The sequence below is a fragment of the Bradyrhizobium sp. CCGB20 genome, from assembly GCF_024199855.1.
In the GTDB taxonomy this organism is placed as follows: domain Bacteria; phylum Pseudomonadota; class Alphaproteobacteria; order Rhizobiales; family Xanthobacteraceae; genus Bradyrhizobium.
Map to the genome: position 1 here is coordinate 994,726 of NZ_JANADN010000001.1, position 17,206 is coordinate 1,011,931.

A 17,206-nucleotide genomic window follows, 5' to 3' on the forward strand; every position below is an offset into this window, starting at 1 on the left:
ATCGCGCCCTAGATGCGCCGTTCCTGCTTGAGGCGGTCGATGGCTGCGGCGGCCTCCGGCGGCAATGTCTTGAAGCCCATCCGGCCGGCCGCCGAGAACAGCGGCCGCAGATGCGAGCCGGCGAGGAACGGCGGCTGGCGGTTGGCCGGGACGATCTGGTCGAACACCAGCACCAGCGTGGTCGCGACGAGGCAAACCCTGATCGCGCCGAGCGCGGCACCGCCGAGCCGGTCGCCGATGCCGGCCTGGCGGATCGTGTCGCTCAGCGCGAGGCGGCCGATATATCCAAACAGCATGCCGACCACCACGAAGATGCCGAAGAACCAGATCCAGTTCTGAAGGAACGGCGAATTCGGGTTGCCGGCGACCTGCGGAACGATCAGCGGCATCAGCGCGACGGCGATGGGGGCGGCGAGGAGATAGGCGAGGATGGTCATGGCGCTGCCGAGCAGGCCGGTCCTGAAACCGAGGCCGATCGCGATGGCGAACGCCGCATAGACCGCGAGATCGAAACTGTTCATGAACCCTGCCTTGGAACGCTAACGTCGATGGAACGAATGAACGCCGAACCGATCATTCCGGTTTCAGATCGCTAAAATCGTCTGTATTGATGCTCCAAAGCTCAGGGACATCGCGCAAGGAAACGTCATGTCAGACCTATTCGACGTCAGTCAAGAAACCATCCTCGTAACAGGTGCGAGTCAGGGACTGGGGCGGCAATTTGCCCGGGTTCTGGCGGCCAACGGCGCGGCGGTTGCGCTCGCGGCGCGGCAGACCGACAAGCTGAAGAGCCTGGAAGAGGAGATCCGCGGCAAGGGCGGCCGCGCCGCCGCCGTCGCGCTCGACGTCACCGACACCGCTTCGATCGCGAAGGCCGTCGATGCCACGGAAGCCGCGCTCGGCCCGATCACGGTGCTGATCAACAATGCCGGCATCGCCATCGAGAAGCTCGCGACCGAGCAGACCGAAGCCGACTGGGACGCGGTGATCGGCGCCAATCTCAAGGGCGCCTATTTCCTCGCGACGGAAGTCGCGCGGCGCATGATCGCGCGCAAGCAGGAAGGCAACATCGTCAATATCGCTTCCGTGCTCGGCACCGGCGTGTTGAAGGCGGTGTCGCCTTACGCGATCTCCAAGGCCGGCATCCTCCAGGCAACCAAGGCGATGGCGCTGGAGCTCGCGGGGCAAAACATCCGCATCAATGCGCTGGCGCCCGGCTACATCGACACCGAGATGAACCACGCCTTCTGGTCGACGCCACCAGGCGAGCGCCTGACCAAACGCATCCCGCAGCGCCGCGTCGGCGCCGAGTCCGATCTCGACGGCGCGATCCTGCTGCTGGCCTCGAAGGCGTCGCGGTACATGACGGGAAGTGTAGTGACAGTGGATGGTGGTTTCCTGCTGAATTGAACCTTTCTTCGCCTCTCCCCGCGTGCGGGGAGAGGCCGGAATTTGCGCAGCAAATTCCGGGTGAGGGGGAGTCTCCGCGAGTCCAGCTATCACTGTCCTTGTGGAGACTCCCCCTCACCCCGACCCTCTCCCCGCAAGCGGGGAGAGGGAGAAGAGCTACCGCATCTCCCCCCTGATCATGTCCGCCGCCTTCTCCCCGATCATGATGGTCGGCGCGTTGGTGTTGCCGCCGATCAGCGTCGGCATGATCGAGGCGTCCACGACGCGCAAACCATCCACGCCGTGCACCTTCAGCGCCGGATCGACCACGGCCATCGCATCCGTGCCCATCTTGCAGGTGCCGACAGGGTGATACACGGTGTCGACGCGATTGCGCAGGATGGCGCGGATGTCGTCGTCCGTTCTCACATCGGACGTGAACATGTCCTTCTTCTGCAACGCGCGCAGCGCAGGCGTCTCCATCAGTCGTCGTGTGGTCTTGAAGCCAGCGACCATCGCTTCGAGATCCTCCGCCTCGCCCAGGAAGTTCGGATCAATCATCGGAGCAGCGAGCGGATCGGCGCTTTTCAGCGATACGCTGCCGCGACTCTTCGGCCGCAACAGGCAGACATGGCATGAGAAACCCGCCTCCTTGTGCTTCTTGCGGCCATGGTCGTCGAGCATCGCGATGACGAAGTGGAGCTGGATGTCGGGTACATCGAGATCGGGCCGGGTCTTCAGGAAGCCGCCGCACTCGGCGAAATTCGTGGTCATCAGCCCGCGGCGTTCTTTGCGGTAGCGCTGGATGGCGCGGAGCAGGGATGGCAACCGACTGATCGAGGCGTGAACGAAGTGCGGATAGTCGGAGGCGTAGACGAACACGAAATCCGGATGGTCCTGCAGGTTGCGCCCGACACCCGGCAAATGATGCACGACGCCAATGCCGTGCGTGCGAAGCGCATCGCCGTCGCCGATGCCCGACAGCATCAGCAATTGCGGTGACTGGAAGGCGCCGGAGGCGAGGATCACCTCGCGGCGGGCGCGCAGCTGCCTTGTCTGCTTGCCCTGCACATATTCGATGCCGACGACGCGCCCTGCTTCGAACAGGATCTTCGTGGCCTGCGCCCCCGTCTCGACGCGCAGATTCGCGCGCTTGTCCATGTGGGGCTGCAGATAGGCGCGTGCCGCGCTCCAGCGCTCGCCATGGTGCTGCGTCACCTGGTAGCTGCCGAGCCCTTCGTGGTCCTCTTCATTGAAGTCCTCGCGGATGCGGAACTGCGCCTCGCGCGCGGCCTGATGGAAGACGTCATGGATCGGATTGTCCGAGCGCAGTCTGTTGACATGCAGCGGGCCGCCCTTGCCGTGATACTCGCCGTCGAAATCGGCGTTGTGCTCCGAGCGCTTGAAATAGGGCAGCACGTCCGCGTACGACCAGCCTTCATTGCCGAGCGCGGCCCAGTGGTCGTAGTCCCATTTGTGGCCGCGGATGTAGACCATGGCGTTGATCGCCGAGGAGCCGCCGAGCCCCTTGCCGCGTGGTTGATAGCCGATACGGCCGTTCAATCCCTTCTGCGGCACGGTATCGAAGGCCCAATTGGCCGCGCTGTAGGGCAAGGCGAGCCCGAACGGCGTGGTGATCCGCCAATTGTCGTTGCGTCCGCCGGCATCGAGCAGCGCCACGGACGTTGCCGCATCCTCCGACAGCCGCCCCGCCACCGCGCAGCCGCCGGAGCCCGCGCCCACGACGACGAAATCGAATGTGTCCGTCACTGATGTTTCCCCCACGAAAGTTTCTTTGTTGTCTCTCAGTTCCTCATCCTGAGGAGCGCGGAACGCGCGTCTCGAAGGATGAAGGCCCGTCTGTGGCCTCGCCCTTCGAGACGCGCGCCGCTGGCGCGCTCCTCAGGGTGAGGGTCTAACTTTGCATCGCCTCGCAATGACGGTGTCTGTGGCTGCTACGACATGAACCGCATCAGCTTCTCCAGCCGCGCGATCTTGCCGCCGTAGGGCGGATAGAGGTCGGCGAGGCGGTTGAATTTGGAGCGATAAAACACCGGCTTCAGCTTGCTGAACGTGCGAAAACCCCATTCGCCGTGATAGGCGCCGGTGCCGGATGCGCCGACGCCGCCCATCGGCTGGTTGATCTGGGTGAAGTGGAACAGGCAGTCGTTGACGGTGACGCCGCCGGACATGGTGCGACACAGCACCTCGTCGCGGGCCGTGCGATCCTTGCCGAACCAGTACAGCGCGAGCGGCCGGTCGCGGGCGTTGACGAAAGCGATCGCCTCCGCCGGATCGCGATAGCCCAGCACCGGCAGAACGGGACCGAAAATCTCCTCCTGCATCGCGGCCATCGCCTCGGTCGCACCGACGATCAAGGTCGGCGGGAATTTGCGGTGTGCCTTCCAGTTCGGATCGTCCGCCTTCGCCGGTTGCAGGATCTTTGCGCCGCGCTGGGCGGCGTCCGCGACGAGATTTTCCAGCCGCGCATAGTGCCGGTCGGAGATCACGGAGGTGTAGTCCTTGTTGGCCGGATCGGTGCCGAACATGCGCCGCATCTGCGCGCGCACCTTTTCGGCGAAGGCCTGCAGCGAGCGCTCGGGCACCAGCACGTAATCCGGCGCGATGCAGGTCTGCCCGGCATTGAGCAGCTTTCCGTAGGCGATGCGCTCGGCCGCCTCCTCGAAATCGGCCGAGGCGTCGATGATTGCCGGCGACTTGCCGCCAAGCTCGAGCGTCACGGGCGTCAGATTGCGCCCCGCGGCCTCCGCGACCAGCCGCCCGACCCGGGTCGAGCCGGTGAAGACGAGATGGTCGAACGGCAGGTGTGCGAAGGCTTTCGCGATCTCGTCCTCGATGCCGGTGACGAGCACCTCGGTGGCATCGAACCTTTGCGCGATCGTCTCCTTCAGCAGCGCCGAGAAATGCGGTACCAGCTCGCTCGGCTTGATGATGACGCGGTTGCCGGCGGCGATCGCGCCGATCGCGGGCGCGAGCGTGAGCTGGAGCGGATAATTCCAGGGCGCGATGATGCCGACGACACCGAGCGGCTGCGGCATCAGCCGGTTGCGCGCGGGCAGGAATTGCAGCGCGGTGGCCACGCGCTGCGGCGCCATCCAGCTCTTCAGATGCTTGGCCGCATGCCGGATCTCGGAGAACACCAGCATGGTCTCGGCGATGGTGGTCTCGACCGCCGAGCGGTGGCCGAAATCGGCCGAGATCGCCTGCCGGAAACGCTCCTCGTTGTCGGCGACGACGGAGCGCAGCCGCGCCAGCCGGTCGAGCCGCTCGGCGAGATCGGGCGCAGGCTCCGCCCGCGACCGCGCGACCATGGCCTGGAAGGCATCCTCGAGGCTCCGGAGCGGGGCACTCTTCGGGAATCGGTCCGGGGTTTGGTCCAAGGCGTGGTCCATGGCGTTCCTCCCCGAAACGGCGTTTCGCCTCTGTTTTGTTGCCGCAAGCTGGCCCTTTGTGGAACTTCTGGCAAGTGTGCGGCAAATCAACCGGAATCCGGTCCATTGGCCTGTCACAAAGTCGAAAAAAACGTCCCCGCAGCCCTTTCCAAAGGCAGCCCGCCTTGATACATACGCCCCGCACCCGAGGGCTTTGCCCGGGGTTGCCTTCCAAGGAAGTCTTTGGGGCGGAGAAGCAAGCCACGCGAACAGCGTCGGCCCTCAATCCACCGTCCCCGGCATTTTCACGAAGGCAAAGCAACGGTTTAACGCGGGGTGGAGCAGCCCGGTAGCTCGTCAGGCTCATAACCTGAAGGTCATAGGTTCAAATCCTATCCCCGCAACCAAATTCGGAATGACCGGTTCCGATACGAAAATGGCCCGCGACAAGCGGGCCATTTTTGTTTTGTTTGTGGGGTATGGTCGCTGAACCGTCTTGGACTTCTGGTCGCCAGTGAATTGAGTGCACTGTCACCGTAATCCTGGGGTCGGGGGTTCGAGTCCCTCTCCCGCTACCACAATTAGGGTAGCTACCAACTCCCGAAATTCTTCAGTTTTTTCAATGTATTAAGTCGTATTTTATCGCGGCGGCGCGACCTGTGTCCCTCACACTGGACACGGTCTTGAAGATGGCTCGCCACGCTTACCTTTCCCGCCGGGACGGCAGATACCTGTTTAGAGCGCGCCTGCCGGCTTGCCTGGCGGCGGGATCCAAGTCAGCGTTTCGGATTAGCCTACGGACGTCGGACCAGAAGGTCGCCGTCCGGCGGGCAGCCCGAATTGCGAGCTGGATGATGAGCGTCAAGGCGGCCGAGGATCCGAGGGAGGTGCTGCAAGCGTTGTGGCCGCGTTTGCAGGCCCTGGCGGTCGAGCCCGTGCGTGATGAAGCTGATATCGTGGAACGCCGGGCGTTTCAGGATATGGCCTTTGTGGCCCAATGGACCGTGCGCGGCTTGTCTCTCAAACCGAATGACGTGGTGCCCGGATGGGACGAACACTTCGTCACGCTGGTGCGCGAGAACAGCCGTGCATCCAAGGCACTCGAAAAGTCCAAGTCTGTCGAGGGGCGGTTGGAGCAGAAGGGAACTCCGGACCTCAGTACGTCCAGGGCTATTTCTTCTGGGCCAATCTGATCGAACTCCTTGCCGGCATGCGCCCGAGCGAGATCGCGCAATTGCGCTGCCGCGATATCCTCGATTTCCGCGGTGAGCCGCATTTCCGTTACGCCCCCTTTGCGCCGGAGGAGACGGAGAAGCAGCGCTTCGATCCACAGCCCGGTGGAATGCGAGGCAAGACGAAGTCGGCCTACCGGTGGATCGCGATCCATCGGCTGCTGCTCAAGCTCGGCATCATCGAACATCGCGATGCGACGCCGAAAGACAAGCCGGCGATGCCTCTGTTGATTTCCGAATTACGGAATTTCAAAGAGGTGGCCCGGGCGGAATATGGAAAGACGTCTTACCTAAGCGGCGGCGGACTGTTCTGCGGCGCAACACCCTCGCCGGGCCGCTCGATTGCTGCCGCCGTCAAGCGGGCGATGACACAGCGCGCAGATTGACGGACGCGTCTTCATAATCGCGTTTTCGACGACCCGCATGCTGCTCCTCGCCAGCAACTCCTTGATTTGAATCAGGGAGCATCGCGCCAAATTTGGGATGCTCGGCATACGACGGGGATTGGCTGCCTAGAGGATTTCTACGTAGTGGCTTATACTGATTGTGTGGTCGGTGTGTCGCGACGGTAGGCTAAATTTATCGGAGAGTTGTCTGCATATGCCAGGAAACTAGCGGTTCGAAAGTTAGCACTGCAGGAAGGCGAGTGTATCATGTCCCTTCAGGAGACACCGGTCAGCCGACATGTTCGAAATGCCTCCGGAAGGTCGAGGCGCACGCGCAAGGGCGCGAATGAGATGGCCCGGTTGGAGATGCTGCTCAAACGCAGAGCCCATAGCTCGTCCAGGTTCTCTTGCGACAAGATCATCGAGGCAGCCCTCTCATGAAACGAATTCTCATTGCTGATGATCATGATGCTGTTCGATCCGGGCTACGGGCGGTCCTCGAGCAGCGGCCGGGTTGGATGATTGTCGCCGAGGCGTCCGACGGAAAATCGGCATTTGAGGCCGCTCTCAAAGAGCGGCCCGATGTTGCGATCGTCGACTTCTTCATGCCGCGCATGACGGGATTGGAAATAACCCGAGGAATAAAAAAACATCTCCGCGAAACTGAGGTGCTGATCTTTACCGCGCACGAATCCGGAGTTCTGGCTCAAGAGGCGCTTCAAGCGGGTGCGCGCGCGTTCCTGGTCAAGTCGGACGCAAACAAGCTGCTGCTGGCTGCCGTTGAAGCGCTAATGGCACGTAAGCCATTCGTCGGCGGACGATTTTGTGGTCAGTCGGGTCGAGAAGACGAAGCTGGCGAGGGGCATGTGAAGCTGTCTCCGCGAGAGCGACTCGTTGTTAAGCTCGTGGCCGAGGGGTACAGCAACAAGGGTATCAGCGCGATGCTGAGCTCAAGCGTGAAAACCACGGAAACGCATCGGGCGTCGGCCATGGGAAAACTGGGGGTCAATTCGATAGCTGGACTGGTCCGCTACGCGATCCGAGCAAAATTGATTGAAGAGTGAACGAAACCAGCGCGGCCGGCTGCGCTTCGCAACCGATCGCTGCGGTGAAGCAGAGCTGATCGCTGCGGAAGCACAGCTCTGTCCTTCCCCGTCCGCGAAGGGATCGCGGACGGTCACCTCCAGCGCCACCCGCAGCGGCGGCGACCGCGATGCCACCAGCAAACCCAACGGCGCCTGCGCGGTCGCGGCCGCCCCCAACCAGGGCCATGCGGAGGACCCCACTGCGCCTGCGTCGCGAGATCGATGGTTACCGCGGCCCGTCCCGGATTTGCGGCGACCGGCATAGCCTCCGCTGTCGCAATGAAACGAACGCCGATTGCGCCGACAACTGCTGCGGCGACGGCGCCCTGCGCAAAACCAAGGAAGGCACGACGTGTGGGAGCGTCCATTGTTCTTCTCTCTTCTTGTTACGCAGTTTCAAGTACGGACTACGGTAGCGGGGAACGGCAACGTTGGCATCCGACGAAACCCCGAGCAATTGGCTCGGATTATTCCCGCCGTCCTGGATACTCGGGTCATGTGGTTCGCGCCGGGACCGGTCGTGCCTTCGCGCGCTCGCGCAGGCGCTGAAACGTGACGTAGAGCATCGGCACCATAAAAATCCCGATTGAGCTTGCGGCGAGCGTGCCATCGTCTGATCGCTTCGACGATGCCGACAGCGGGCGGAGGGCCTGCGGTTGGCTGTGTCCAGCCCGCGCCGCGAGCGATGAATGTCAGGAAACCCGCCGCCAGCATCCTGACCGAGACGTCCGCAAGGTCCATTGTCCGCTCCCTGCTCCCGAGGGTCGGGACGAGCCGCTATCCCGGTCCGCGCGGGCCGAGTGTCAGGTTCGTAACTCCCGCCGCAAGGTTCAATCCGATCGATCGCTCGATCGACAGAGGCTGGAGCGCAATCGTCCGGCGAGAGCCTCCGATCAGGACGTTCGCTCCGAGACCGGGACCGAACGCGACATTGCCGCTCGCCCCCACGTAGCTCCCGCGCAGCGTGCCGGGGCCGACGCGCGAGTTCCTGGCGAAGACAGCCCATGAGAGGGTTCCTGCGCTGGTCACGCCGATGTCGAGACCAACGCGCCTGACCGTCCGTCGTAGACGTACTGCCGGGTCGGGCGTCTCGTGATGAATACGCAACGAAGCTCCTGCGCGGAGCCGAGCACCAGCCCAACGCGCGGAGTGCTGGTGCATACGAGCCGGCCGACCCTGAACGCCTCGGCGCGTGCGGGCAGGGCGTCGGCGCACATCAAGGCGGATCCGCAGATGATCGCAAGAAGCAGATTAATGCGCATTCAGGCCTCCGTTTGACTTCCGGTGTCGGTGGGCGAACTCCCTGGGCTGCGATCCTGGCGAAGCCAGAACGTGATGCCGAGGCCGATCAGCAGGACGGCGCCCAACAGGAAGAAGATGATGGATTGCTGTAACCAGGATATCGCCGGAACCGTGACGCCCATCGCAAGGCCGAGGAAGGCAATTTGCGGCGACAGAAGACTGACGCCCGCGAGGAAGGTGCCGAGCGCAAGTAATGTGAGAAGGACGAGGCTGGTCGCCGGCGTCGGCAACAATTGCTGAACGCCTGACACCAGCATGATGTTCATCGTGACCAGGACGGCAACCCAGTGCAGCGCCTGGGTCCAGATCAGTCGCCACCGGGCCTCCTTGCCATCGACCTCCGGCCATTTGTTGATGACGCACACAACGCCGATGGCGAGCGCGAGAAATTCCCAATAACCAACGAGAGGCTGGTGAGAGGCGTTGGTATAGGCGACGCCCGCGACGGCGAGCACCAGTGCAATGATGTATGGAAGTTGCTGCCACAGAAAATGTGTCATCCGCGCGTGCGCCGGGGATGGCTCCATTCGATTGTTCCGTTCGGCTCGAATCTCGCTCATGGTGCGCCCATTTGCGATGATCCCTTGTTGGACATGCGCCCGCTGCTATCGCCGAGGTAATCCTCGACGTAGAATCTAATGATCGCGACCCGGCCGACCGCGACCAGCGGCATGGCGAGTGCGATACCCATCACGCCCAGCATCGCGCCCAACAGCACGATCGCGACCAATGTCCATGCTGGAGGAATTTCGACCGCCTGGCGCTGGATCAACGGGCCGATCACATAGCCCTCGATCGATTGAATGATTGTGTAGATGACGACGGCCCAGATCAGCAGCGATGCGCCGAGCGGCATCGCGACGAGCGCGATCGGGATCGCGGCAAGGATGGGCCCCAGATACGGAACGAAGTTGGAAAGGCCCGCCTGCAGCCCAAGCACGAAGGGACCGGGAAGCCCGATCAGATAGAGCGCGACCCACACGCACAGTGTCATCAGGATGATGCGGATCAGCTGACCGACGAACCACAGCCGCAGGACGTTTCCCATCTCGTTCATTACGGCGCGTGTTCGGGTGCGATAGAAAGGCTTCACCAGCATCACGAGACTCTCGCGATGGCTGGTGGGGTCAAAGGCGAAGAGGATACCGACGAACGCGATCACCAGCACACCGGTCAGAAAGCTCGACGCTCTGCCAAGGACGAGCTGGGCGTGGCTGAAGAACCGGCCTTGATCGGACAGCAGCCATTGCGCAAAATCGCGCCCCGATTCCGGACCAAGTAGATCGACGCCGTAGGTCAGAAGGCGTTGCTGCAAGACGTCGAACTGGGTGTCCATGACCTTCAGCAGGATGCGTGTTTGCTCCGGCAGCTTGCCGCCTCCCCAGACGAGGCCTAGTCCGACCATGGTGGCGAACAGCAGCAGCACGAATGTCAGCCGCCAGACACGATTGAGTGGAATTAGTAACGCCAGTGCGCGTGCGGCGGCATCCAGAAAGGCAGCGAACAGCACGCCCGCGAAGATGAGGAGAAGACTCGAGGCCGCTTGCCATACGAGGAATAGAGCAACGCAAACGGCGAGCAGGGCGAGACCCGTTGCGAGAAAGCCGCGCCGCCTGTCGGTCATGCCCTGGTCTGGAGGCACGCGGACCACGACCTCGCGCGGTTGTTCTTGTCCTGTCCTCACATCGCTCATCGATCGGGTGTCTCGGCGGCGAATTGCAATAACGAACTGTCGCGCCGGGGCTCAGGTGCGAACACGGCGGCTGCCAAAATGGGGATGCGAGCCGCCGCGATGACGCCAGTAGCGATGCTTGGTGGGGTTCGTATTCGTATTTGGCGCGGCGGCGCTTGGCGCAGGTGTCGTGACCTGCTTTGGCGCGGCTGTGGTCGGATTGGTCGTCTGCGCCTGGGAACTGGTCGAGTGCGCGGTCGCAATCGATCCGGCAAGGATCAGGGTACCGCAAATGGTCCGGACTTTCATGCTTGTCTCCAACTGATCCGCAACGCTTCAGATCGAGATAGCGCCGACGGCCCAACGCATAGACGGGACGCATGCGGCGAGCCCTCAACCCCGGAGATGAGGTGGGCGGAAGGGGCTATCTGAACGGGGTAGGCCGGCCACCGTCGGTTACGAGACTAGAGGCGGCTTCTCGGTCCGCACATCAGGGATTCTATGTAGAGGACGAGGCAGGAAATCGGTCGACCGCCCCTAATGAGGACTTGTCGATCCGGGCGTAGCAGCGGGGGCGACCAGCACGAAGCTCGCGCGGAACAACTCGCCCGCTTTAGCGAGTTCAGTCGCGATATGCCTGGCGTGCAGAACGGCGGCGTCCTGGTCGGCGCACTCGCATCCAATTCCGTCCGGACAAAGGCCGTACTTGTCGACGATGTGAAAGAAGTAGCGCATGCGAACGGATTAGGCCGGTGCGTGACCAGCTTCCAGTGACAAAGGTGTAAGAGTCCAGGCAAAAAGAGCAGGATAAGGAGCCTCGGGCAACCCAGGGTTACGTTTCGGTAAGCCGCTCTGTCGGAACACGGGTCTCCCGAGCTAGGGTGATATATCTTCCGGCGCTCGGGTGATCATCCGATGTCCCCGCAAGCGCCGGACCGCTAGCTTGATTTGTTCATTTGAACCAATCCCAGGAGGCAAGCGATGTCGAATTATGATCCGAATCTGACTGCCTCAGGCACTGGTGGCAGCGCGCTTGCGATCGATCCCGGATTGCGCGCCTACATGCTGCGCATCTACAATTATATGGCCGCGGGCGTGGGCCTGACTGCAATTGTGGCGTGGCTGACGTATCAGCTCATGGGTCCCGCATTGCTTGAGAGCCCGTTGATGTGGGTTTTCATCCTGGCGCCACTCGGGCTAGTGTTCTTCATCGGGGCGCGCATCAATACGCTGTCGGCGGAAACGGCGCGCATTCTGTTCTTCGTCTATGCGGCGCTGGTCGGCGTCTCGCTCTCGACGCTGCTGCATATCTACACCAGCGCCTCGATCACGCGCGTGTTCTTCATCGCGGCTGCGATGTTCGGGGCACTCAGCGTCTTCGGCTACACCACGAGGCGCGACCTGTCCGCAGTCGGCAGCTTCCTGTTCATGGGCCTGATCGGCATCATCGTCGCAAGCCTGGTCAATATCTTCCTGAGGTCGACGGGGCTCGATTGGTTGATCTCGATCGTCGGCGTTGGCGTCTTTGCGGGACTCACGGCCTATGATACGCAGCGGATCAAGGCGATGTACGAGAGCAGGGACGATGCGACGACGGCAGGCCGCAAGTCGGTGATCGCGGCACTGTCGCTCTACCTCAACTTCCTCAATCTGTTCATGATGCTGCTGCGCCTGCTCGGCGGCAGGCGGTAGGCAGCTTCAGGCCGCCGGCCGCTCCGCCGCGCTGGCGAGCGCATCGCGCAGGATCTTCTCCTTGGTCTCGTCCAGGGACGTTTTCAATACGACTCCGCCGGCATCCTTGATTTCGTTCAACACCTTGTCGGCCGTCATGTTCTTGATCAGGACGAAGAGCGCGGCGTTGCCGGGGTGGAGCGAAGCGGACAGCTCCTTCATGAAGGAATCGTTGATGCCGAAATCGGACAAGGCGCCTCCAAGCGCGCCGGACGCAGCGCCGACCGCGACACCGATGATCGGATTGAGGAAGAGCACGCCGACCAGGAGTCCCCAGAAGCTGCCGGTAATCGCGCCCGTCGCCGTTGTGTTGACGAGCTGATTGAGCTTGATGTTGCCGTTCTCGGCCTTGACGGCGATCACGGCGTCACTGATGGTGATCAAATATTCCTTTTGCAATTTGAACAGCCGATTCCGGACTTCTTCGGCCTTTGCTTCGGTCGGGTATACGATCGCAACCAGATCAGACATGGAGACCTCCTGGGCTTTCCCGCAGGGTCCGCGGGAAGACGGATGCCAACTGCATGGCGCGGAGACTAAACGGCGAATTGCTAGCTCGACATCCGAGAAAACCCTTGGGCGCGGGAGAGAATGTTCCGGATCATTAGAGCAGGGGAATCCCTCGGCCCGATCTGCGCGATCCGGCTGTTCTGAGTCTTCAATTTGCGACCAACATCGACGCGGCGAGCAGCAGCGACACCAGAAGCAGGGAGATGCCCGCGGCGGACCATTGACGGAGAACTTCGTCGCCTCTTTCGATAAGGCTGCCGAATCTAAGACAGCCGCGCCGGAGCGGACCGACCACTCTCATGAGCGCTTTCCAGGCCGCGGATGAGCCCAGCGGGTGTGGCCACGGGCTGAGCAGGATCGCGAGCGCCGCCCCTCCCAGCACCGGCAGGAGCAATTTGGATAGCGCGTCGATGCCGAACAGCTTCGATGTCGCATCATACGGGACCGGCAAATACGAATCCCAGGGCAGCAAGCCAAGGAACAAAGAACAGAGGGCCAAGGCAAGTGCCGCGAGGTCGCGGCTGAGCGGTGCCGGGCCGACGAGGGCAATCGGCTGGTCCGACGGCGCGAGCGCATGGGACAGGACCAGCACGACATAGGCGGTCGTGAACATTCCGCCGGCCTGGAGTACGACGGCCCACCACCACTGCCCCGTTCTCGCCGTGTCCTGGAGCAACAACTCCTTCGCGAGTGACGCTCCGCTCGGTTGAACACCCATCAGGGCGATACCGCCAATTGCGAACGCCAGGACGCTCAAGGGCAGGGCCCGTGCGACACCTCGCAGCCCGGTGATGCGATCGTGGCCGAGCCCGGTGTAGATTGATCCGACGGCCATGAACATCGCCGCCTTGGCAGTCGCATGGGAAACTGCCTGCAACAGGCCGCCCGCCAGGGCCTGGTCACTTTCGAGCTTCCCGGACGCGCCGAACGCAAGAGGAAACATCAGGAAGAGATATCCAATCTGAGCCAGCGTCGAATATGCAATCAGGAGCTTGAGGCGCTCTTGCCGGAGAGCGACAACGCTTCCGAACACGATCGCTCCGGTTCCCAGCGCTGCGAGCAATTGTGCGGCAGCCAAGCCGGGCAAACCTGGCATGACGTCGAACCAGAGCCGCACAAGGATGAAGAACGATCCCTTCACGACCAGGGCGGACAGGATCGCGCTGCCTGCGGCCGGTGCGCCAGCGTGAGCGGGTGGCAGCCAGAGGTGCAACGGAAAGAGTGCAGTTTTTGCGAGGAGACCGGTCGTCATCAAGGCTGCCGCGATGAGCACGCCTGAGTCTGCGCTCACGCGATGCGACAACAACTCGATATCAAGGGTGCCGTAGAGACCATAAAGCAGCGCGGTGCCCATCAGGTAGAGGACCGAGCCGAGCAGTGCGAAGAGCAGATACCGCAACGCGGCCCGAAGCGTCTCCGCGCGACCGTCGAGAGAGACCAGAGGCACTGCGGCGAACGTCAGCAATTCCAGCGCAACATACAGCGTGAAGAGGTCTCCCGCGACGAAGATCGTGTTCAGCGCCCCCAAGATTGCCAGAAGCAGGATCCAGAATGCGAAAGGTGCGCGCGCTTCGACAGATTGGGGACGAAAATCGGTTGCGGCAAAAATGGCGACCGCGCAGATCACGACCGCCGTCGTCGCGAGCATGACCGCCGACAATCCGTCCGCGCGGAGGGCTACGCCGAGCGGGGGTGGCCAGGCGCCGAGTAGGTAGACGAGGTGGCCGTCGCTCCGAGGCAGGAGCACGAGAACGGTGAGAGCAATCGCCGACCCGACCGGTACGACCGTGGAGGCGATCTGCCGGACGTAGCGCTGGCCGAGAGCGAACGCCAGCAAGACGCCCGCGACCGGCACGACGATCGACAGCACCAGCAGGAAGCCGCCGGCAGTGGTCACCAGCGCGGGGGCGGGGGGCAGCATCAGTGACCGGACGGATCGGAGCGCGGGCTCGCCGCCGCCCGACTGTTGAGCGTCGTGGAGCCTGCGATCTGAAAAAGCCGCAGCAACAAGGCTATCGCCAGAGCCGTTGCGGAAAACGCGACCACGACTCCTGTGATCACCAGGGCCTGCGGCACCGGGTCGTTGCCAAAGCCCGCTGCGGCGCCTCGTCGCCCGACGATGCCGAACAGAAGAAACACGCCGCTGCCGAGCAGGTTGAATGCGATGATCTTGCGAAGCGGTTGCGGATTGGCAATCAGGCCGTAGAGCCCGAGCCCGACCGCCGCGGCGGCGCACAATCCGAACACCGTCACGGCGCTCATCGCTCAGCGCTCCTTTCAGGTGCACCGGCGAGCAGCAGACCGAGCGTCGTCGCGATCGTCAGGAGCATCGCGACCTCAATGCTCAGAATTAGCGGCTTGGCGAACGCAACGGGATAGGCAAGGAACGCCGACCCAAAACAGAGCCCGCCAAGGCCGACGGCAAGGAATAGGCCGGGGCCGGCCACCAGGATGAGACGTAGCCATCGATCGCGCACGGGCGGGGTATCCACCAGCCCGGCCATGATCACCAGCAGCCACATCGATGCCAGAACCGCGCCGCCCTGAAATGCTCCGCCGGGGTGATCAGCGCCCGTCCACAGCATGTAAATGCCGACGACGATGCCGGCGGGTGGCAACAGGCGCGCAAGAAAGGCGAGAACACCATTTGGATCAGCCTGGTGGCGTGGTCCGGGACGACCGCCCCAGGCCTGGTCCGACGCGAGCGACCAGACACCGACGATGGCGAGCAGGAGCACGACCTTCTCGAGCATGGTGTCCAATCCGCGGAATGCCATGAGAACGTTGGTGACGGGGTTGGTCATGCCGGTCGCCCCGGCATTCGCGACGACGGAGGGCGCGAGCGTTGGCGCCGGATCGGGCAGCAGCAGGATCGTGACGGCCAGCGCTGCCGCGATCGACGCGGACAGTATGGCCGCGCTCAAGCGCACGGTCAGGTTGGGCCCTTCCGTTGTCATCGCCTCGGTATCGCGCAGCCGGGCCGCCGCACCCAACAGCACGACGCCGCCCAGGCCTCCGCCAATTGCAGCCTCGGTCAGCGCGACATCGACGGCGTCAAGACGGACCCAGATCAGCGCAACCAGCAGTCCGTAGGCGATGAAACCGACCGTGGCCGAATAGGTGTCGGGGACGGCGATCGTCCAGATGGCGAGGCCCAGCACCACGGCGGCGAGCGCGATCTCGAACACTGTTGCGATGTTCATTTGCCTGACCCGCTCTGACGTGCCGTGCGCGCGATCAATTGGGAGACGGTGGCGCCAGCGAGCAGCACGAACATCCAGATGCTGATCAGCTTCAGCCCGTCACGCAGGCCTCCTGTTTGGGGGAGCAGGCCGAGCACGACGAAACCCAGGCCGAGGTTATCGGCCTTGCTGAGCGCGTGCAGACGAGTCAGGGTGTCGGGAAAGCGAAGAAGGCCGACGGTGCCGGCGAAAAAAAAGAATACGCCTGCCGACACTCCCGCAACCGTGATGATGTCGCGTGCGACGCTCATCTGTCCTCCCCCGGATCGGCCCCATCGGTTTCGAGGCGGGAGAGCCCCTTCTTGACGAATGCGATGGATGCGAAAGTGGCGAGCAGTGCCAGTATCAATGCCACGTCGACGGCCGCCGGCACGCCTGTCACGGTGCCGAGCAGCAGCAAGACGGCAATCCCCGCAGTCCCGATCAGTTGCGCCGCCATCATCCGGTCGGCATCTGTCGGGCCACGCAAGATGGAGACCAGCCCGAGCCCCAGCATCGCCAGGATCAAGCCGACTGCGGCAGTGAGGAATTCAGTCATTGTAGAGGGCCCGAACCAACGCCGCTTCCTCCGCGGCAAGTTCGGCAACGACCGGTTGCTCGACGTCGAGACAGTGATAGACGAGTTGTCCGCTCTCCTCCCCGGTTGGCACAGTGCCAGGCAAGAGGCTGGTGAGTGTCGTGAACACGTTCCGTTGCATCCCGCGTGAGAGGCCGGTCGGATAGAACACAAATCCCGGCCGCAGCGGCAGCCGGGGATCGAGCGCGCGGCGTGCGACGTCTACGCCGGCGACCACCGATTGGTATAGGAACAGCAGCGCCAGGCGGACCATGGCAGGAAATGACCTCCGGGATCTGCTCGGCTCCAGCAGGTGCAGGCTTATCCAGGTTGCTGCCACGATTGCTGCCGCGGCGGCAGGAATATCTGTCGGATTGGCGCCGGCGAGCACGAGCCAGAGGCAAAGGAAAAATGCCGCTCTGAAACTCGCGGTTCGCCACGATCCTCCAACCGCGACGACGGCACGCCCGTATCGATCACCTGAGGACCCTGTCATCCCGGTTTCCTCGGTTGCTCCCGGATTGTGTCGTCCGGGTCTGCCGTGCTTTGAGGAAGCGCGATTGCGCGCCCCAGACGAGAATTCAAACGACGGAGCCGCGGCAGGGGTCGCGACCGCTTCACCTGACGATTGCATCATGCGTCGTGGACGGAACCGGCGACATCGGGTGATTGCCTGATCATGTCTCAGGAATCTGCTGATGGCCGAGCA

The 17,206-nt window shown here is 62.9% G+C and carries 19 protein-coding genes, 1 tRNA gene and 2 pseudogenes; 7 read left to right on the plus strand and 15 right to left on the minus strand.

From position 1 onward, the window contains the following. Positions 1–8: 8 nt before the first annotated feature. Positions 9–521 carry a CvpA family protein gene (locus NLM15_RS04635; RefSeq protein WP_254115795.1) on the minus strand — a complete coding sequence of 171 codons (513 nt, stop codon included), beginning with the start codon at positions 519–521 and terminating at the stop codon, positions 9–11. Between the two features lie 127 nt (positions 522–648). On the opposite strand from NLM15_RS04635, the gene NLM15_RS04640 reads away from it, so the two are divergent. Next, positions 649–1,410, plus strand: coding sequence for an SDR family oxidoreductase (locus NLM15_RS04640; protein WP_254115797.1), 762 nt, complete (start codon positions 649–651; stop codon positions 1,408–1,410). A 156-nt stretch (positions 1,411–1,566) separates the two neighbouring features. Here the strand turns inward: NLM15_RS04640 and NLM15_RS04645 are convergent, their stop codons facing one another. Both NLM15_RS04645 and NLM15_RS04650 read right to left on the minus strand, forming a co-directional pair. Beyond that, the gene (locus tag NLM15_RS04645) at positions 1,567–3,159 is read right to left on the minus strand and encodes a GMC family oxidoreductase (RefSeq protein WP_254115799.1); all 1,593 of its coding nucleotides are present in this window, start codon (positions 3,157–3,159) and stop codon (positions 1,567–1,569) included. Positions 3,160–3,344: 185 nt separating this feature from the next. Beyond that, entirely contained in the window at positions 3,345–4,802 is a 1,458-nt protein-coding gene (locus tag NLM15_RS04650) for a coniferyl aldehyde dehydrogenase (RefSeq protein ID WP_254115801.1), read from the minus strand. A gap of 309 nt (positions 4,803–5,111) precedes the next feature. Here NLM15_RS04650 and NLM15_RS04655 point away from each other — a divergent pair. From NLM15_RS04655 to NLM15_RS04670, 5 genes and pseudogenes are all read left to right on the plus strand, one after another. Beyond that, positions 5,112–5,188 (plus strand) — tRNA-Met (locus NLM15_RS04655). 282 nt (positions 5,189–5,470) lie between these two features. Next, positions 5,471–5,614, plus strand: a pseudogene (locus NLM15_RS43865) (DUF6538 domain-containing protein); the annotation flags it as partial. A gap of 21 nt (positions 5,615–5,635) precedes the next feature. Then, positions 5,636–5,974, plus strand: coding sequence for a hypothetical protein (locus NLM15_RS04660; RefSeq protein ID WP_254115803.1), 339 nt, complete (start codon positions 5,636–5,638; stop codon positions 5,972–5,974). A 17-nt stretch (positions 5,975–5,991) separates the two neighbouring features. After that, the gene (locus NLM15_RS04665; protein ID WP_254115805.1) at positions 5,992–6,399 is read left to right on the plus strand and encodes a hypothetical protein; all 408 of its coding nucleotides are present in this window, start codon (positions 5,992–5,994) and stop codon (positions 6,397–6,399) included. Positions 6,400–6,836: 437 nt separating this feature from the next. Then, the gene (locus NLM15_RS04670; RefSeq protein WP_254115807.1) at positions 6,837–7,463 is read left to right on the plus strand and encodes a response regulator transcription factor; all 627 of its coding nucleotides are present in this window, start codon (positions 6,837–6,839) and stop codon (positions 7,461–7,463) included. 798 nt (positions 7,464–8,261) lie between these two features. Here the strand turns inward: NLM15_RS04670 and NLM15_RS04675 are convergent. The 5 genes and pseudogenes from NLM15_RS04675 to NLM15_RS43870 form a co-directional block, all read right to left on the minus strand. Continuing rightward, a pseudogene (locus tag NLM15_RS04675) lies at positions 8,262–8,746 on the minus strand (DUF992 domain-containing protein). After that, positions 8,747–9,346 (minus strand): hypothetical protein, encoded by a 600-nt coding sequence (locus NLM15_RS04680; RefSeq protein WP_254115809.1) that lies wholly within the window; start codon positions 9,344–9,346, stop codon positions 8,747–8,749. Beyond that, positions 9,343–10,479 (minus strand): AI-2E family transporter, encoded by a 1,137-nt coding sequence (locus NLM15_RS04685; protein WP_254115818.1) that lies wholly within the window; start codon positions 10,477–10,479, stop codon positions 9,343–9,345. The genes NLM15_RS04680 and NLM15_RS04685 overlap by 4 nt, the downstream gene beginning before the upstream one ends. Positions 10,480–10,530: 51 nt before the next feature. After that, entirely contained in the window at positions 10,531–10,767 is a 237-nt protein-coding gene (locus tag NLM15_RS04690; RefSeq protein WP_254115820.1) for a hypothetical protein, read from the minus strand. A 228-nt stretch (positions 10,768–10,995) separates the two neighbouring features. After that, entirely contained in the window at positions 10,996–11,193 is a 198-nt protein-coding gene (locus tag NLM15_RS43870) for a hypothetical protein (protein ID WP_375166808.1), read from the minus strand. 246 nt (positions 11,194–11,439) lie between these two features. Here NLM15_RS43870 and NLM15_RS04695 point away from each other — a divergent pair, with 246 nt between their 5' ends. Then, entirely contained in the window at positions 11,440–12,150 is a 711-nt protein-coding gene (locus NLM15_RS04695) for a Bax inhibitor-1/YccA family protein (protein ID WP_254115838.1), read from the plus strand. Between the two features lie 6 nt (positions 12,151–12,156). On the opposite strand, the gene NLM15_RS04700 is transcribed toward NLM15_RS04695, so the two are convergent. The 7 genes from NLM15_RS04700 to NLM15_RS04730 all read right to left on the minus strand — a co-directional run bounded on the left by NLM15_RS04700 (position 12,157) and on the right by NLM15_RS04730 (position 16,993). Next, a complete protein-coding gene (locus tag NLM15_RS04700; RefSeq protein ID WP_254115840.1) occupies positions 12,157–12,660 on the minus strand; it encodes a DUF1269 domain-containing protein in 504 nt (167 codons plus the stop codon). A gap of 187 nt (positions 12,661–12,847) precedes the next feature. After that, positions 12,848–14,620, minus strand: a complete 1,773-nt coding sequence (locus tag NLM15_RS04705; protein ID WP_254115842.1) for a complex I subunit 5 family protein — start codon at positions 14,618–14,620, stop codon at positions 12,848–12,850. Then, complete coding sequence (locus tag NLM15_RS04710; RefSeq protein WP_014493399.1) at positions 14,620–14,961, minus strand: NADH-quinone oxidoreductase subunit K; 342 nt, start codon at positions 14,959–14,961, stop codon at positions 14,620–14,622. Before NLM15_RS04710 ends, NLM15_RS04705 begins: the two co-directional genes overlap by 1 nt. Next, positions 14,958–15,887, minus strand: a complete 930-nt coding sequence (locus NLM15_RS04715) for an MnhB domain-containing protein (RefSeq protein WP_254115844.1) — start codon at positions 15,885–15,887, stop codon at positions 14,958–14,960. The genes NLM15_RS04710 and NLM15_RS04715 overlap by 4 nt, the downstream gene beginning before the upstream one ends. An 11-nt stretch (positions 15,888–15,898) precedes the next feature. Further along, a complete protein-coding gene (locus NLM15_RS04720; protein ID WP_028152034.1) occupies positions 15,899–16,192 on the minus strand; it encodes a monovalent cation/H(+) antiporter subunit G in 294 nt (97 codons plus the stop codon). Then, positions 16,189–16,479 (minus strand): monovalent cation/H+ antiporter complex subunit F, encoded by a 291-nt coding sequence (locus NLM15_RS04725; protein ID WP_071911305.1) that lies wholly within the window; start codon positions 16,477–16,479, stop codon positions 16,189–16,191. Before NLM15_RS04725 ends, NLM15_RS04720 begins: the two co-directional genes overlap by 4 nt. Beyond that, entirely contained in the window at positions 16,472–16,993 is a 522-nt protein-coding gene (locus NLM15_RS04730; RefSeq protein ID WP_254115846.1) for a Na+/H+ antiporter subunit E, read from the minus strand. The genes NLM15_RS04725 and NLM15_RS04730 overlap by 8 nt, the downstream gene beginning before the upstream one ends. Positions 16,994–17,206: the final 213 nt, after the last annotated feature.

What these genes read in the sequence shown, in the direction of transcription:
- NLM15_RS04635 (WP_254115795.1), bottom strand. Translation starts at nt 521, where the DNA reads ATGAACAGTTTCGATCTCGCGGTCTATGCGGCGTTCGCCATCGCGATC.
- NLM15_RS04640 (WP_254115797.1), top strand. Translation starts at nt 649, where the DNA reads ATGTCAGACCTATTCGACGTCAGTCAAGAAACCATCCTCGTAACAGGT.
- NLM15_RS04650 (WP_254115801.1), bottom strand. Translation starts at nt 4,802, where the DNA reads ATGGACCACGCCTTGGACCAAACCCCGGACCGATTCCCGAAGAGTGCC.
- NLM15_RS04660 (WP_254115803.1), top strand. Translation starts at nt 5,636, where the DNA reads ATGAGCGTCAAGGCGGCCGAGGATCCGAGGGAGGTGCTGCAAGCGTTG.
- NLM15_RS04665 (WP_254115805.1), top strand. Translation starts at nt 5,992, where the DNA reads ATGCGCCCGAGCGAGATCGCGCAATTGCGCTGCCGCGATATCCTCGAT.
- NLM15_RS04670 (WP_254115807.1), top strand. Translation starts at nt 6,837, where the DNA reads ATGAAACGAATTCTCATTGCTGATGATCATGATGCTGTTCGATCCGGG.
- NLM15_RS04680 (WP_254115809.1), bottom strand. Translation starts at nt 9,346, where the DNA reads ATGAGCGAGATTCGAGCCGAACGGAACAATCGAATGGAGCCATCCCCG.
- NLM15_RS04685 (WP_254115818.1), bottom strand. Translation starts at nt 10,479, where the DNA reads ATGAGCGATGTGAGGACAGGACAAGAACAACCGCGCGAGGTCGTGGTC.
- NLM15_RS04690 (WP_254115820.1), bottom strand. Translation starts at nt 10,767, where the DNA reads ATGAAAGTCCGGACCATTTGCGGTACCCTGATCCTTGCCGGATCGATT.
- NLM15_RS43870 (WP_375166808.1), bottom strand. Translation starts at nt 11,193, where the DNA reads ATGCGCTACTTCTTTCACATCGTCGACAAGTACGGCCTTTGTCCGGAC.
- NLM15_RS04695 (WP_254115838.1), top strand. Translation starts at nt 11,440, where the DNA reads ATGTCGAATTATGATCCGAATCTGACTGCCTCAGGCACTGGTGGCAGC.
- NLM15_RS04700 (WP_254115840.1), bottom strand. Translation starts at nt 12,660, where the DNA reads ATGTCTGATCTGGTTGCGATCGTATACCCGACCGAAGCAAAGGCCGAA.
- NLM15_RS04705 (WP_254115842.1), bottom strand. Translation starts at nt 14,620, where the DNA reads ATGCTGCCCCCCGCCCCCGCGCTGGTGACCACTGCCGGCGGCTTCCTG.
- NLM15_RS04710 (WP_014493399.1), bottom strand. Translation starts at nt 14,961, where the DNA reads ATGAGCGCCGTGACGGTGTTCGGATTGTGCGCCGCCGCGGCGGTCGGG.
- NLM15_RS04720 (WP_028152034.1), bottom strand. Translation starts at nt 16,192, where the DNA reads ATGAGCGTCGCACGCGACATCATCACGGTTGCGGGAGTGTCGGCAGGC.
- NLM15_RS04725 (WP_071911305.1), bottom strand. Translation starts at nt 16,479, where the DNA reads ATGACTGAATTCCTCACTGCCGCAGTCGGCTTGATCCTGGCGATGCTG.
- NLM15_RS04730 (WP_254115846.1), bottom strand. Translation starts at nt 16,993, where the DNA reads ATGACAGGGTCCTCAGGTGATCGATACGGGCGTGCCGTCGTCGCGGTT.